The 17,091-nt window shown below is 37.7% G+C and carries 7 protein-coding genes; 4 read left to right on the plus strand and 3 right to left on the minus strand.

From position 1 onward, the window contains the following. Positions 1 to 27: 27 nt before the first annotated feature. Entirely contained in the window at positions 28 to 1,743 is a 1,716-nt protein-coding gene (locus NO991_RS18090) for a tetratricopeptide repeat-containing sulfotransferase family protein (protein WP_300359235.1), read from the minus strand. Between the two features lie 68 nt (positions 1,744 to 1,811). Here NO991_RS18090 and NO991_RS18095 point away from each other — a divergent pair, with 68 nt between their 5' ends. The 3 genes from NO991_RS18095 (at position 1,812) to NO991_RS18105 (ending at position 8,980) form a co-directional block, all read left to right on the plus strand. After that, entirely contained in the window at positions 1,812 to 4,160 is a 2,349-nt protein-coding gene (locus NO991_RS18095) for a DNA polymerase II (RefSeq protein ID WP_300359232.1), read from the plus strand. 255 nt (positions 4,161 to 4,415) lie between these two features. Further along, entirely contained in the window at positions 4,416 to 7,274 is a 2,859-nt protein-coding gene (locus tag NO991_RS18100; RefSeq protein ID WP_166339706.1) for a TonB-dependent receptor domain-containing protein, read from the plus strand. A gap of 59 nt (positions 7,275 to 7,333) precedes the next feature. Continuing rightward, entirely contained in the window at positions 7,334 to 8,980 is a 1,647-nt protein-coding gene (locus NO991_RS18105; protein WP_300420914.1) for a tetratricopeptide repeat-containing sulfotransferase family protein, read from the plus strand. Between the two features lie 40 nt (positions 8,981 to 9,020). On the opposite strand, the gene NO991_RS18110 is transcribed toward NO991_RS18105, so the two are convergent. Further along, positions 9,021 to 10,811, minus strand: a complete 1,791-nt coding sequence (locus tag NO991_RS18110; protein WP_166339710.1) for a putative 2OG-Fe(II) oxygenase — start codon at positions 10,809 to 10,811, stop codon at positions 9,021 to 9,023. A 249-nt stretch (positions 10,812 to 11,060) separates the two neighbouring features. Beyond that, positions 11,061 to 12,236 (minus strand): DUF547 domain-containing protein, encoded by a 1,176-nt coding sequence (locus tag NO991_RS18115; RefSeq protein ID WP_166339712.1) that lies wholly within the window; start codon positions 12,234 to 12,236, stop codon positions 11,061 to 11,063. A gap of 636 nt (positions 12,237 to 12,872) precedes the next feature. Here NO991_RS18115 and NO991_RS18120 point away from each other — a divergent pair. Next, positions 12,873 to 15,509 carry a TonB-dependent receptor gene (locus NO991_RS18120; protein ID WP_166339714.1) on the plus strand — a complete coding sequence of 879 codons (2,637 nt, stop codon included), beginning with the start codon at positions 12,873 to 12,875 and terminating at the stop codon, positions 15,507 to 15,509. The last annotated feature ends 1,582 nt before the right edge of the window (positions 15,510 to 17,091 follow it).

Below are 17,091 nucleotides of genomic sequence, written 5' to 3' on the forward strand. Positions count from 1 at the left end.
GGCAACTACAAGCGACTTGTTTGATTATTATTTTAATAGCTTTAACAGGGGCTCGAGGTGAACCTTGTAGTTTGACCACTGAGTCAGAGCATCTTTGTAAATCGGTTGCCTTACTTGTTCAGAACTTGGCGTCATTATTGGACGTTGGTGATTATAAAAATTAATACAGTTTTCATGCATCTCTAAATTGCAATGACGTAGTAATTCAGCCACCGTATTGGAAAAATCATTAACTAGGTTTTGATAATCGACTGTATAAATTTCGCCAGCATATAGCGTGTCCCAGTGTGACATTAAGTCTGTATAATCATTTATGTATTGTGCAAGGGATGTGAAATCGTAGCTATAGGCGTGGCCCTCTGAAAAAGAGTGTTTGTATAAACTCCATGCTGTTGCGGCTTTATCTCGCGTAACTTCGAGTATTTTAGCGTTCGGGAATAGAGTTTTTATCAATGCAATATGATGGAAGTTTGTGGGTTGTTTATCGATAAATATCTTATTTCCCCCACGTAATGGCGCAATAAAATTCAAATACCTTGCGGCATAATGAGCCTTATCTTGTTCTGAAAGATTATCAAGGCCATAAGGTACATCTGAGAGTTTTTTACTCTCAAGCTCTCGCGCAATTGCGTTAATTTCAGTTAATTCATAACTTGCATCAACATCAGGGTGACTTGCTAAAATTTGCTCAATCAAGGTAGAGCCACTGCGGGGTAAGCTGACGATAAAAATCAGCTGTAACGACTCATCAAATGCATTATGAGCCATTGGCTTTTGATTAAAATGTTGCGTGCAACGAGAAGTGAAATTACTCGGCTTGTAGGGAGTGAGTGACTTTTGAATAATGTTCGCTTTTTCTAACATCGCAAATGATAAGTTGAAGTTACCCTGTTGCTCATACGCTTTTGCAAGCGCAAAGTAGAATTGGGCACTATTTAGGTGTGGTTTAGCAGTTTGTGTGAGCTGCTCGAGGTTATTGATATTTTCGCTATCAAAAACGTATGTCTTTAAATTTGCCAAATTCCAATAGGCTTCGCCTAGTTTACTATCTAGTTGTAGTGCTTGTTTGTAATGATCAATAGCAAGCCCAGTATTACCTTTTATTTTTTCTATGTTGCCAAGGCGAAGGTGGCATTGGGCTGGGTAATAATTTGCATCGAGTAACTTGTTATAGAGGGCTGTTGCTTCAACAAATTGCATTAGTTTTACATGAGCGATCGCTAATAAGCTCTCTATATATAATGTCGGTGAAGATATCGACGAGTGGTAAAAAGAGATTAACTCATCAAATTGCTTGGTATTGAGTAAGGCTTTACAGTAGCTTTCTTTAACAGTTTGTTTTTGTGCGTTGTTTTCAAGGTTATGTTTTGATATTGCAAAGTAAGCTTTGCTATCACCCACTTTAAATGCGATCTCAGCCAGCGTATCAAGTGCTCTATATTCATTTGGTACTAATTTTAATAATTGCTGAATGGTTTGCTGTGCTTGCAGAGGGGTTTGATTGGTTAATTGTTGCTTCGCAGTGTCTAATTGTTTATTAAACCAATAAATCATTTCATATTGTTTGAGTGCACTATGCTGTTGTTCATGCTCGTGCAGTCGTTTGTGAGTATCAGCAAGTAAAGCCCAGCCATCGTGATATTCTGGATGTTCATTGAGTACTTCTAACAACATAACTTTAGCTTTATGTGGTTCAGTAGCAACGAGTGTCTTTGCGTTATTAATCGCATCAATTGGGCTCATAATTGGCTCTTATAATTTTATGTAGTTAGGGTGTACTATACCCCTTCCGTAATAGATTTTTGAAGTAAATGGTTACAGATACAGGTTTTATCCTTTCTAAAGAAGCGTTTGATAGCTCATCAGGGGTTAGTTTTGTGTTTTGGCTCTGGTGTGAAAATGGCCCATTAAAAGTACAGGTTGAGCACCAAGAGGTGTTATTTTTCATTCCTGAAAACCAAGTAACTGCTGCAAAGCGACTATTACAAAATCAAAACATTCATGCTCGTTTTGCTGATGCCAAACTAAAAAACTTCCAAAATCAGTCGGTGATATGCTGTTATTTTAAATCGTTAAAAGATTACTACAGCGCCATTAAGGTTTTAAAAAGTTCACAACTAGTCACTTTTGAAGATGATGTTAGGCCAATTGACAGATTTTTGATGGAGCGTTTCATTAAAGGCTCTGTATGGGTAAAAGGTGAAATTCAAACACGAAGTGGTTTTCGACTGTTAAAGAACGCAAGATTAAAACCAAACAATGAATTTAGACCTTTCTTCAAACATGTTTCTATTGATATCGAGTGTAATGGCGAAGGCGTACTATTTTCTATTGGTTTAGTCGGAAACGGTATTGATAAAGTCTTAATGATAGGGCGCCCAGAGCCAACGACTCATCTAGATTATCAAATCAACTGGTGTGAAGATGAAATAGATCTTCTTACTCAGTTTGAAAATGAAATTCAGCGAATTGACCCTGATGTATTGATTGGTTGGAATGTTATTGAGTTTGACTTCAGTGTGCTTCACGCAAGAGCCGAGGCGTTAGGTATATCTCTAAAGCTTGGTCGCAACAAAGAAAAAATGCGCGTGCGCTCGGGAAATATTACTCGCATAACAATGCCTGGTCGTGTAGTTATTGATGGAATTGATACCTTAAAAAACGCTACTTATCATTACGATAGTTTTAGTCTTGCAAATGTAGCGAGTATTGAGCTTGGCGAAGAGAAGCTAATAAATACAGATAATCGTCTTGAAGAAATTATTCGCCAGTTTAATGAAGACAAACTGTCTCTTGCTAATTACAACAGGCAAGATTGCATTTTAGTGATGCGGATTTTTGAGAAACTTAAGTTACTTGATTTTGCAGTTGTAAGAAGCCAGCTTACAGGGCTTGAATTAGAACGAATGGGCGGCTCAGTTGCAGCCTTCACTAATCTTTATCTGCCGTTACTGCATAGAAGTGGCTATGTAGCCCCTAACTTAGGCGATCACGGCTTAAGTTTTGATAGCCCTGGTGGTTATGTCATGTCATCGCAGCCAGGTTTATACAAAAATATCCTAGTGCTTGATTACAAAAGCCTCTATCCATCAATAATGCGTACATTTTGTATAGACCCTCTCGGCCTTATTGAGGGATTAAAAAAATCAAATGATACAATCGAAGGCTTTAACCAAGCACAGTTTTCACGCACTGAGCATCATCTGCCAGAACTTATTAGAGGACTGGCTGCGACAAGGCAAATAGCCAAAGATAAAAACCAAACCATGCTCTCCCAGGCAATTAAAATCATCATGAACAGTTTATATGGTGTACTTGGCTCGAAAGGCTGCCGCTTTTATGACCCTCGATTATCTAGTTCTATCACTTTGCGCGGTCATGAAATTATGCAAACAACCAAGCGTTGGATTGAAGAGTGGGGCTATGATGTCATTTATGGTGATACAGATTCGACCTTTGTTAAGCTTGATGATGATCTAAATCCACTAGACTGTAATGAAATCGGTACGAAACTGGCAGAAAAAATAAACAAATGCTGGCAGCGTGTATTGCAGAAAGATTATAAAATAGACAGCTTTTTAGAAATAGAGTACGAAACCCACTTCAGTCCATTTTTTATGCCAACAATTAGAGGTAAAACAATGGGTTCTAAAAAGCGTTATGTAGGAAAAGTCGAAAAAAAAGGCGTTTCAAAATTAGTCTTTAAAGGGATGGAAACAGTTAGAAGTGATTGGACAGAGCTAGCCCACAAGTTTCAAACAGAATTATTTGAGATTTTATTTTCTGAAAATTACACCCAAGAATTTATTTTTCAAGCGTTTGATAACTATGTTAAAAAACTATATGAAGGTGAATTTGATTCAAAGCTAATTTATCGTAAGCGACTGGGTCAGCATTTGACTGATTACCAAAAAAACATCCCTCCCCATGTAAAAGCAGCGAAACAGTATTTAGCTGACAATCCCAACTTAACGTTTCAACGTGGTCAAATAATTGAATATGTTTACACCGCTAACGGCGCTGAGTACTACACTGGTGACCATAATTATGATTATGGCACTTATGTAAATAAGCAATTGTTGCCAATAGCTGAAATGATAGTTGTTGATTTGGGTACTAAAGTTTCGTCACTAAGTGACCGTCAGATACGGCTTTTTTAAGATTGTTAACATTTTTTTGACTCTTTATTGCGATGAATGATCAATAAGCTCAGTTTAAATGCTTATTTGTTTATTTTTTGCTCTTAAAACTGGTAAAAGTAAACTTTTTGCTGTCTCATTAAAAATTTGTAAATAAAGAGCTGGATATTTTGTTTTATTTGTTTATTATTTGTTTGTCGCAGTCCTGATGCGATACAAATAATAAACAAGCTTATGCTAAATATAGCCACAATATAGTGGTCCAGGGAGAATCAAATGTTAAATAATAAAGTTTCAAAAGCAGTTCGCTTAGCGCTTGCTTTTGGTACAGCTTCTACAGCTGCGTTTTCTGTAAACTCTTATGCTGCTGAAGAAGAAGCAGCAGAAAAAGTTGAACGTATTGAAGTTACAGGTTCACGTATCAAACGTACTGATATTGAAACTGCAAGCCCAGTACAAGTTACAACAGCTGAAGAAATCGCTGTAGCTGGTTTTACACGTGTTGAAGACATGATGAACAGCTTGCCTCAACTTGAAGCTTCAAACACAGCGTTCCAATCAAATGGTGCTTCTGGTACAGCTACTCTTGACTTACGTGGCATGGGTTCACAGCGTACATTAGTACTTATCAACGGTCGTCGTATGCAAGCGGGTGGTATCTACACTCAATCTGCTGATATTAACCAAATCCCAGCAGCACTTATTAAACGTGTTGACGTAATGACTGGTGGTGGTTCTTCAACTTACGGTGCTGATGCGGTAGCGGGTGTTGTAAACTTTGTAATGAATGATGAGTTCGAAGGCTTTGAAGTAAGCCTAGGTTCAACTGCATATCAACACGACAATGATAATGAATACATCCAAGGTTTAATGGATGAACGTGACTTTGACTACCCAGAAGGTAGCTCAGGTTTTGATGGTTCTTCTTTTGACTTCTCAGCTACATTAGGTGGCTCTTTCGATAGCGGTAAAGGCCACGCTGTTGGTTATTTCACTTACCAAAAGCAAAATGAACTTCGCCAAGGTGCTCGTGACTATTCTTCATGTGCTCTAAATGCTGCAGGTACAGCGTGTGGTGGTTCTGGTAACGCGGTAATTCCTAACTTCTATATCTCAGCGCCTACAGACAGCGGTGCATTCGACTGGGATGATTACGATTATTGGACACTTGGCTCTGATAGCAGCTTCATTCCTTCAAGTGGTAACGTATATAACTACGCTCCAATTAACCACTTCATGCGTCCTAATGAGCGTCACACGTTAGGTTTATTCTCTAAATACGAAATTAATGATCACTTCCAACCGTTCATGGAAGCGATGTACATGCGTGACCGTACTACAGCGCAAATCGCTGAGTCTGGTACGTTCTTCAACGAAAACTACGTTATTGATTATGATAGCCCGCTTCTTACAGATGCGCAGCGTCAAAACTTAACTGACCGTTTCGGTTTAACTTCAGGTGACCAATTTGCAACTTACATCGGTAAACGTAACGTTGAAGGTGGCCCACGTGCAGATAGCCTTGAACATAACTCATTCCGTTTAGTACTTGGTAGCCGAGGTGAGCTAAGCGACCTTTGGTCATACGAAGCATTCGTACAGTATGGTTCAACGTCTTCATCTTCTGCATACGAAAATGACTTCTTCGGTCCACGTATCAGCACTGCGCTTTCTGCAAATGGTGAAGACTGTTCAGCAACTTCTGGTTGTATCCCTTACGAAGTATTCACGTACCAAGGCGTTACTCCTGAGTCAGCTGGTGCATTAACTGGTACTGCGATTCTTAACGGTGTTACAGAGCAGTTTATCGTGAATGGTTTCGTTACTGGTGAATTTGAATGGGGTCTACCTTCTTCAGATTACCCAATTGCGGCAGTATTTGGTGCTGAATACCGTGAAGAAACGTTCAGCCGTACTGCGGATGAAGTTTACGCGCAAGGCTTATTACTAGGTCAAGGTGGTACAACTAAGAGTTTAAACGGTGAATATGACGTAACTGAAGTATTCGGTGAGTTAAGCTTACCTATCGTTGAAGGTATCACAGGTGTTGAAAGCTTATTAGTTGAATTAGGCTATCGTTGGTCTGATTACAGCACATCAGGTTCAGAGCCTACTTATAAAGTAGCAATGAACTGGGACGTAACTGAAAACTGGAAAATCCGTTCAAGCTATAACCGTGCAGTACGTGCAGCGAACAACGGTGAGCTATTCGCACAACAAAGCACAGGTTTATGGCCAGGTACCGATCCTTGTGCAGGTGCAACACCATCTCTTAGCCAAGCAGAGTGTGCTAATACAGGTGTTCCTGCATCTCAATATGGTAGCGTAGGTAAGAGCCCTGCTGACCAATACAATGGTTTCTTTGGTGGTAACCCTGAGCTTCGTCCTGAAATTGCTGATACAATCACTCTTGGTGTTGTTGGTAACCCATTTGAAGATTTTAACTTCTCAATCGATTATTGGGATATCGAACTTGAAGATGCAATTGGCGCAATTGATCCTGAACTAATTGTTGAGCAATGTGGTAAAACTGGCCAAGCAGTTTTCTGTGATAACGTACAACGTACACCGGGAAGTGCTAGTCTTTGGATTGGTTCAGGCCAAGTTGTAGCGACAAATACTAATTTAGGTAAAATTCACTATGAAGGTATCGACTTAAGTGCTAACTACGACATCGAAGTAGGCGGTGGTACACTTTCTACAAGCCTAATCGGTACTTACATGATGACTAAGGAATTTGATAATATTCCTGGTGTAAGTGAAGTATATGATTGTGTAGATACACTAAATAATGGCTGTTTCCCACAACCTGAATGGCGTCATGTTCTTAGCGCAAGCTATGACACAGGCAGCTGGTGGAGAGCGACAGCTAAATGGCGTTACTTCAGTGCAGTTAACGAGTACGATGGTGCTGATACACTTGTACAAGATGGTATTGGTTCACAAAGCTACCTTGACCTTAAAGGCACGTTTACGGTGAATGATTACACTTCAGTACTTATTGGTGTAAATAACATTCTTGATAAAGAGCCGCCAATGGTAGGTGGTTCACTTTCAACAAACGCAAATGCTATTGCTGGTTACTATGACACTTTAGGTCGTTACTTCCATGCAAGCGTGACGTTAAAATTCTAATTTGAATTAATTAATGTATGATAAAGCGAGCTTCGGCTCGCTTTTTTTATGGGAAAACAATGACATCAGAACAACACGCGTTTACCCAAGCGGTAGCTTTACTTCAACAAGGTAAAGTTAGCCAGGGGATAGAATTATTAAAACCGTTAACACATAACAGTGAGTTTGCTGAAAAAGCGTTACAGATCCTTTTCAAAGTTGCTATGCAGCAACAAGATACTGAAACAGCCATTGCATATTGCCAACAACTGGTATCTATTGCTCATACAAAGTTTGATTATGTACTGACCTTAGTACAATTAAGTATGAGTTGTGGCGAGTTCAAAATTGCAAAAAACGCGCTGTTGCCATTATACACAGCAAATCCGCAGCAAGCTGATATTTGCTTTCAGCTTGGAAAAATAGAAAGAAAGCTCGGTAATTTTGATGCAGGGATTTCCTTTTTTGAACGAGCTATAAAACTATCTGAGCAGTTTAAAGCACCCGCTTTAATAGAAATTGCTTTTTTGTATAATGAGCAATTACATCAACCCGATAAAGCCCTACATTACTTACAACAAGCGATTAGTCATGATAAGAATAATCTTCAAGCTCACTTTTCATTGGCAAATATTTACGAACAGCTTGGTGATAAAGAGAAGGCGAAAACAGGCTTTCAACAGGTCTTAAAATTAGATGCATTTAATGCGATGGCTCAAGCAAGATTAGCCGATATTGAGACCTTTTCTGAACGCGATGCAATTGACTATGAACAAGCAAGCTTAGCGATATTAAAGCGAGAGTCAGATGATATAGCATGTGCTGATATTTATTATGCACTTGGTAAAGTATTTAATGATTGCAAAAACTATCAGAAAGCATGGCATTATTATGTAAAAGCGAATCATTACAATAAAAAGTATTTACCAGTCTATGATCGCCAGTCTGCTGAGAAGATTACTGACTACACATTAGCGCGTAATATTGCTCTGCCAGAAGCTAACAGTTCAATAACACCCATTATAATTTGCGGTATGTTTCGTTCTGGCTCAACACTAATTGAACAAATCATCAGCTCTAATGAGCAAATAGCGGCAGGTGGTGAAATTGCCTATTTACATTCATCGTTATTCAGTTTGATTGGTGATGAAAAGGCACTTGTTAATAAGGCTAAAGAGCCTGAATTTATAGATGGTTATAAAGAACAATTAACTTTAAGAGCTGAAGGTGCGCTTTATGTAACAGATAAACGCCCTGAAAATTACCTTTATTTAGACATTATCAAGCAGTTATATCCAAAAGCGAAGATTATCTGGACAGAGCGAGATATTAAAGACAATAGCTTGTCAGCTTTTTTCCAGCATTTAGGTCCGAGCTTAAACTATGCTGTATCTCTAAATGATACTCTACATCACTATGAGCAGCAGCAACGAATTAAATCACATTGGCAGTCGTGTTTTAGTAATGATATTTTTACTCTGAATTACGACCAGCTTGTTTGCTCGCCCGAGCAGATGTTAGAACAGTTGTTTAGTTTTTTAGGGTTAGAATACACTGATGAAGCCCAGCGATTTCATAATAAATCTGGCGCAGTAAGTACAGCGAGTGTATGGCAAGTTAGAAAACCACTTTATAAATCATCCTCAGGACGATTTGCAAATTACCTTGAATACATACAGGCCGATGAAAAATCCTACCTAGATGCAAAAGCGCTGTTAAATAAGTAATTGGTAATAAAAAAGACCATCATCTAGATGGTCTTTTTTATTATTTTAAGGGCATGATATCACATGGAATGGTTAGCCGAGGGCTAGTGCTTTTTAGTTGGTATGTACCATGCCAAATATAGCTTGGAAATATAATAATTTGACCTTCTTCAGGGCATATTTCACGAGCTATAGACTCACGTTCACCTAAGTTAAGACTGGTTTCTCCTAGCTTAAGCCAGCCATTTTTAGTGTCATCATCTTTACTCATTTCATTAGGAATAGAAATATAGCTCGGCGCTGATAACCAACCTTGAGGGTGGATATGATTAGCATGAAAACCGCCTTCTTCTAGTTTCACTGACCAACTACCTCTAGCAACAAATCGTTTATGGTTACGTGCTAAAAGAGGGTGGTTAGCATCCTTTGGTAACTGCATTAGGTATTGATTAATGCATTGGCTCATAGATGACTTAAATAAATCAATAAGTTGGTTTGAGCGGTGTAATAAGTGACCTTGAGTTTGACTACCGCTGCGCACACTTTGATCTAATGGTTGTAGTTTATTTGTGTGAAGGCTGATCATTAATTCCTGCAACTGCTTATTAAAATCAGCAAAGGTTTTAAAACCTGGCGGAGCAGGCAGCTCCATGACTTTAACGAATTTATCTAGATCAGTTAACCAGTGATATTTATCATCATTTGATAAGCGCCAAGCAATACTTAAATATGCCCAAAGCTCTTGGTTATTAGGATTAAATTTTACAGCAGTTTCTAAGTGAAAGATCGCTGAGCTGTAATCGCCTTGTTGTATGTAAAAGTTTGCTAAATCAATACAGTAACGAGCATTTTGTGGAGCTGCTTTAACGAGCTGTTGAAGGAGTGAAAATGCTTTTTCTTCGTCACCTGTTCTATCAAGAATAATACTGTGGGCATGATGTAAATCTAAATTTTGTGGGTTGTTTTGTGTTGCATTACTACTTACTAATAATGCTTCTTCTAGTTTACCTAGTTGTAGTAGTTGACAAATTTGCGAGTGGATCAGAACAGGGTTTGCATCAAAGTGTTTAAAAGTGTCTGCATATGAACTCATTAACTGGCTTTGAGAGTGCTCCCAGTAGAGTTTATTAAGGCTTTCATGTGCAGGTACATAGTTAGGAGCAAGCTCTAGGCATGCCTTAAGATGAGCTTGTGCTTGTTCATATTGCTGTAAATCATAGTATGTACAACCAACTATGTAATGCAATTCGGCGCTTGGTTGCTGTTTTAAAAGCATTTGCAAAAGCGCTAATGCCTCGGGAAATTGACCTAAATTTCGATAATTACAGGCATGTTTATAAACGAAATGAAATTGCCCTTTTAATTGTTTTGGCAATTTTGTTTGAAAATAGTTTTCGATTTTTTGTAAGTCACCCAGTCGCTCGAAAAGTTCTAAAGTGAGCCAATGGTAACGGACTAATGCGTTCTGAGAGGGCGATGTTTTGCTTAATAAAAGTTCGGCTTTTAATAATTCATCTTGATTAACTAGACTTTCAATGTAATTGAGGCGTGGTTTTTCAAGAGACAAAGAAACTGTGTTGTATTCACAAAAATGAATACAGTCTGCATACTTTTTTTGTTTACATAGTAGATTAGTGTAGTTGTCTAAAAGGCCAACATGATTACTAAATTGGCTAAGGCCTTTTAAATAACACTGCTCTGCATCAGTTGTTTTGTTTACAGCTGATAAACATAAGCTATTCAATGTATACCAATCAGCGGTTTTATTTGTATGTAAAGAAAGGAGTTGTAATGCCTGCACATATTGTTGTTGATTGAATGCGTGCAAAGCTCTTTGTAATGAATTATTCACTCGTAAACCCTGTTTTTGCTTTATGTTAACAGGGTGTACAGTAAAGTAAAATATTACTCTTGATTTACATCAAGGTCTTTGATTTATTCAGTGTGTTTATGGTGAAGGGTAATAAACAGCCCTGAAAGTTAACTTAGTTTAGGTTTTTGCTGTAAGGCCTGACCTGGTTGTAAAAAGCTGACTTAGCAATAAAGTTTCTATTCGAAAAAGACCGCATGCCGCTGATTACTGACATGCGGTGTTTAGCGATTAATTATTTGAATCAATATCTTTGATCTCAACAGTACCGCTATTGTCTTGGCGTTTTAAGTTAAGCTTTTTAATTTTTTCTAACATTTCAGGTGAAAAGCGACCAAAATCCATTGTACGCATCATGATAGAGTCGTTAATAAAGTTAACATTAACGGCCCCCATACCTGAGCTACTGCCATCTTCAGATACTGGTACATCAGAATTACTCACCACAGCGTTTAACATTGCTGCTGGGTTAGTTGATGCAGTTGCACCAAAACTACGCTCTGTACCAAATAAGTCGGTTATATTCCAATCTTCAATGTCAATTTTAAAACGTTTTGCGTATTTAACATCGCTTTTCATTTGCCCTTCAGCGTAGTCTTCTAAATGCTCACGTAAGTCAGTTTCGAAGTCAGTAAATAATGATTCAGTTTGCTCATAATATTTAGATACATAAAGGCGGCTTTTACGCTTAATTTGCATGCCTCGATTAGAGTTTACAAATTCTTCACCATTTTCAACTAGTTGATGGTAAACCTTATTACCTTTATAAGCTTCATTGCGCAGGTTTGGGCTACCTATGTTACCTTGATAAAAGCCATACATGACGATTGGTTTCTTTTTACCGAATTTTTCAAAAACAATTTTATGTTGGATATCATTGAGTGAAAGCTTATAACCGGCAACGGTTAAAAACTCTTCATCTAAAATTGAATCATCATCAAAAAGAAGATCTTCTGTATCGCGAATAGGGTAGTGCTCGATTAACTTTTCAACTATCGCTGTATTGTAAAGGTTAAGCCAGTATGCCAATTGCTCATCGAGGCTAAGTTCGTTAAGAGAAATTTCGTCAGGTACTTTTTCCAGGCTTATACGAATTTTGTGAAAGCCATCTTTTATTTCTGATTTAGATACTGCCTCAAATAAAAAACGATTAGCCTCCAAAGCTGTATCATTATTTTTATGTGATTTCATGCGCGTGCCAATGGATGATTGGGATTTACGTGAGCTTCTATCAGACCTGCCCATATCTAGCACTGTTATTTCAAGTAGGTTATCAAGATCCTCGTATGAAATTCTTATATCTCTATTAAGGCTAAAATCTGAGAATTCTTCTGGTAGTTCATTGATTTTTGCGTACGAAGAAAGTGAGCAAAAAGTAAATGCAATTAGTAATAATTGTTTAATCATGGTTTTTCCTTGTTGTTTTAACAATCTAACTATTGCCGATTGTTACATTTTTTTCAAGTTGGAATGTACCGAATTTATTACTACTTAGCGTCTTGGGCTTAGTAAATAAGGAGGGTGAGCTTTTTTCTAGAGTCGACTAATGGGTTTGGTTAATAGAATGTTCATTCTATTAACTTTTGCATGGTTAATCTTAAAAAACATATCTAACTATCATCTTATCTAAGTAATTTGTGGTTTCGTCTATATCTATTGGGTTTAAGTTTTCAAATTTTAAATTTAAGCGAAAAAAAAATCCAAAATACAAACCGCCTATTTATTGTGTTTATTGCAATTATTTGGCGTTATTTTGGTGTGTACCTTTATTGGTACTAAATAATGAAATTCTTCTTTCCCTTTGTAACTCATTGTTAATGATGCTGTACCCTTTGTGGTTTAAGGGTTTTTCGTGTGTTAAATTTGTTTTTAACTCTGTGGTGTTTTTATATTTATTGTTAAAAGTTGAACTTTTGCGTTAGTGAAGTGTTGACCTTTGAGAGTGGCGAGTATTATTATCAAAGCTCGAAATGACTGCGGAATATGCATTTATTTTGAATAACTATAAATATTCCATGAATAACATGGTCCAGGGAGAATCAAATGTTAAATAATAAAGTTTCAAAAGCTGTTCGCTTAGCGGTTGCTTTTGGTGCAGCTTCGACAGCTGCATTTTCTGCTAGTACATTTGCTGCAGATGAAGAAAACGCAGGGAAAGTTGAACGCATCGAAGTAACAGGTTCACGTATCAAGCAAGTTGATATGGAAACTGCCTCACCAGTGACAGTTATTACTGCAGCTGATATCCAGTTATCTGGTGAAGCGACAGTTGCAGATGTATTAAATAACTCGTCTGTAAACAGTTTCGGTTCTTGGCGTGGTATGTCAGGTTATGGTTCAGGTGCCGCCGCAACTTCAAATGTTAATATGCGTGGCCTTGGTGCAAACTATACACTTGTATTATTAGACGGCCGTCGTATGCCAGGTACTAGTTCTTCTTCTGGTGCAGCGGCTGATACGTCACGAATTCCAATGGCAATCGTTGAACGTATTGAAATTCTTCGTGAAGGTGCATCTGCGGTATATGGCTCTGATGCGGTTGCTGGTGTAATCAACATCATCACTAAAAAAGATTTTAATGGTTTAAACTTCACATATGACACAGAGTTACCTTCAGTTGAAGGTGGTGATACTAACCGTTTCTCAGTGACAGGTGGTTATGCATCTGATAAAGGTAATATCACATTAACTTACGAACACTACAAAGCAGATGCAGTTTATGACCGTGATATCTGGGAATTAGATTCTGAATTATACGGTGCATTTTCGTCTTACAGCTCTGTTCCAAATGGTCAAGGCAAAGACTCTAAAAACTGGTACTCAGCAGACTTATGTGATGTTGCAGATAATACAGTACCAAGTAGCGACGGCCGTTGTTTATATAGTTATGGCGCTGTGACTAAGCTTTTCGCTGACGCAGAACAAGACTCAATCCTTTCAAACTTTAAGTATGAGTTAACAGACGACTTATATTTCCGTGGCCGTGCAAGTGCTTCAATGTCTAAGACTGATGCTCGTTATGCTGGTACACCTGTATCAACTACAAAACCGACTATGTATGCTGATAACCCTATGAACCCATATGGTGAAGATATTTCACTAAGCATGCGTTCAGCTAACTTGGGTAACCGTGATACTCGCGTTGAAATTGCTAACATTGATTTTGTTGGTGGCTTAGTAGGTTATACTGATATTGGTAACGGATTTGACTGGGAAATCAATGCGCAGCGTAGCCGCTCTACGACTGAATCATTCAACCGTAATCTAATTAATGATCCACTTGTACAATCTCTAATCGATACAGGTGAATACGATATCTTCAATACTACAGGTATGGATTTTGCTTCATGGGATGCACAAATGGCAGAGCTTTATGCTGGTGCAGCTCACATGGGTACCTATAAAGCAGAGTTCGAAAGCACTCAATTTGACGGTTTAGTTTCTACAACGCTTGTTGATAATGAATCATTTACCTTAGCGGGTGTAGTAGGTGCTGAGTTTGAAACGATCGACTTCACTCAGTATTCAGACCCTCTATCTGCTTCAGGTAATGTGTCAGGTGGTTCAGGTGGTGATGATGTATTTGCAACACGTGACCGTACTTCTAGCTACTTAGAGCTACAAGCTGCTTTCCCATTCGGTTTAGATTTAAATGCTGCAGTTCGTTACGATAAATATGAGCAAGAAGGTGACGTAGGTGCATCTGTTGTTGCAGGTGAATTCGATAACGTAACTAGTCAACTTGGTGCTGCTTGGCGTATCACAGATGACTTATTAGTACGTGCAAGCTGGGGTGAGTCTTTCCGTGCTCCAAACATGGGTGAGATGTTCTCTAGTCAATCTTTAAGCTTCGAAACTAACTACGATACACTTTGGTGTGATAACCAAGGTAACGCTGCAAGCGATACTGTTTACTGTGCGCCAAGTGGTACACAACACAAAACGTGGTTTGGTGGTAACCCAGATTTAGAGCCAGAAGAAGGTGAGTCTCTAACTGTTGGTACAGTTTGGAATGTGACAGATACACTTTCAATGGAAGTTTCATACTACAAAGTAAAAATTGATAACCGTATTGCTGCAATCAGTACAGATCGCTTACTTTCAGATGAAATTGAAAATGGCTCTAACCCAGCTGTTGTGCGTGATGCAGAAGGTAAAATTGATGTAATGTACAGCTTTGATCAAAATATGGCTTCTTTAGAGACGTCTGGTTTTGACTTTAAAGCGAACTACACTCATGAAACTAATATCGGTGATTTCTCATTACGTGGTGAAGCAAGTTACGTTGAAGAGTTTGTAGAAATCACAGAAGCAGGTGCTGATCCTTTCGATTACTCTGGTCTTCAAGATTACCCAGAGTGGCGTGCAAATATGACGCTTGATTGGAAATATGATAACTTTGGGGCTGCTTGGTCTACTTACTACATTGGTAAACAAGAATCAGGGGCAGAAGAATTTAACAATCCTTCTTTAGCGCCAGTTGCGAGCTACTTCAAGCATAATGCACAAGTATCTTATACACATGATTGGAACGGTAAAGTAACATTTGGTGTGAATAACATCTTCGACCGTGAAGCACCTAAATGGTACGACGGTTTCTACGACTACCGTGATGCTTCTACAGCACTATATGATGTGCTTGGCAGAACAATTTTCTTAAAAGTAGAACAAACGTTCTAATTTTAAAGAATGCATAAGCTTCAAAAACCTCGCCTAATTGCGAGGTTTTTTTTTAAATAACAATAAATCTATAGGGTTATTTATATTGAAATACTTACCTATGTAATGCTACTCAACTGGGTGTTTTCTTGGTATGTGATAGCAAGCCAGCAACACACTGATAACTATAACTTGAAGACTTCTAGAAATCGCCAAATTTCCAATTTATCACTGACTTTAAATTATTTTCTCCAATAAAAAAGCGTAAAATATAATAAATATTGAAACCGAAGGGTTATAAATTATAAAAGTAATTCTCCAGTTTGAAGAGCATGATATGAATACCGTATCGTGACCAAAGAGTAAGGAGGCTGTTTTTATATTAAATAACAATGCAAAAGAAAGTTTTAGTATTTATAAAACTAAAACTGACTCTAAAGCGTGCGATTTGTTGGCGCTCATGAAGGCACATCAGGCATATGCTCAGCGTTTTCTATAGTACAAATGCTGACAACAAATCCGAGCATATTTTCATTAGCTTTAACGGTTGAAACTTAAAGGTTCCGGAACTTTATAAACTACCACTAATAGCCGTAGGAATGAGCTAAAAAAGGCGTATTCGTAAAATAGATATGATGACAAAAAGTTTAGGTAATGTTAGAGCTTAGCCACTTGATCATGATGGTACAGTTCGTGGAACTGCAAAAATTGATAATTTTTAAGGGTTTTCTCTATAAAGGTAAAGCCGTACAAGACTTCAAGGTGCTTAAACTGCTTAATGTTGTAGTTAAGGATATAAATTTGTAGATGTTAAGTATTCGATTTGTAATAAAAATTGTTTTTTATAAAGCGATACTTACCCTGAACACTATATTTATTCGACGAAGCAAAACAGAGCTAAAGTTTCCATCAGCACCTATGTGTTGGAAATATAGCTTGGTGCTATGCCTTTTCTGAAATCGATCAAACTTAAGAGCCGAAATAAGCTTATATTTTATGGTTATCAAAAAGTTCTTTAGGAAAAAATTCCCCACTAATTGTTAATCCCTATCGTCGTTCTTTTAGTATTCGAGGTTATAAGGGGTTAACTCTGCGCTTCAGTGTTATGCAACCTTAGATTATGTAACTGCAGCAGGCCGAGCTTATTTCAAAATTTGAGTAGTGTTATTGATTATAGATATCAGTGAGCCTTACCTAAACATTGGGAACCTCACCGTGAGCCTTTTAGAAAATCAGATTGGCGGTATAGTAAATAAATCTTTGATGATAAAAATGTCACCTTACGTCACACAGATAAAATTAAAGCGTCGGTTATGGTTGTTCAAGGAATTGAAGGCTTAAGTGTAGTTATGTAGCACAAGACCGATTTACATGAAGCACAGACAAAACAGTAGGAAATTTTGTCTGATGTTGAATGGATCATGAAAGAAATTTAAGAACGAGCCTTTTAATAGCAAGAAAATAAAGTTGAGCTTTATACAAAAATGAAAAAGCTTTTAGAAAAAAATACGAAATAATAGGTTTTCTAATAAATATAAAAATCCCGAATTTAAGCTGGTTATCTTGGTTTTGGTTTTTTATTATTTCGAATATATGAATTAAT

It is taken from the genome of Pseudoalteromonas sp. DY56-GL22 (assembly GCF_041414715.1).
Taxonomy (GTDB): domain Bacteria; phylum Pseudomonadota; class Gammaproteobacteria; order Enterobacterales; family Alteromonadaceae; genus Pseudoalteromonas; species Pseudoalteromonas simplex.

What these genes read in the sequence shown, in the direction of transcription:
- NO991_RS18115 (WP_166339712.1), bottom strand. Translation starts at nt 12,236, where the DNA reads ATGATTAAACAATTATTACTAATTGCATTTACTTTTTGCTCACTTTCT.
- NO991_RS18120 (WP_166339714.1), top strand. Translation starts at nt 12,873, where the DNA reads ATGTTAAATAATAAAGTTTCAAAAGCTGTTCGCTTAGCGGTTGCTTTT.
- NO991_RS18100 (WP_166339706.1), top strand. Translation starts at nt 4,416, where the DNA reads ATGTTAAATAATAAAGTTTCAAAAGCAGTTCGCTTAGCGCTTGCTTTT.
- NO991_RS18090 (WP_300359235.1), bottom strand. Translation starts at nt 1,743, where the DNA reads ATGAGCCCAATTGATGCGATTAATAACGCAAAGACACTCGTTGCTACT.
- NO991_RS18095 (WP_300359232.1), top strand. Translation starts at nt 1,812, where the DNA reads ATGGTTACAGATACAGGTTTTATCCTTTCTAAAGAAGCGTTTGATAGC.
- NO991_RS18105 (WP_300420914.1), top strand. Translation starts at nt 7,334, where the DNA reads ATGACATCAGAACAACACGCGTTTACCCAAGCGGTAGCTTTACTTCAA.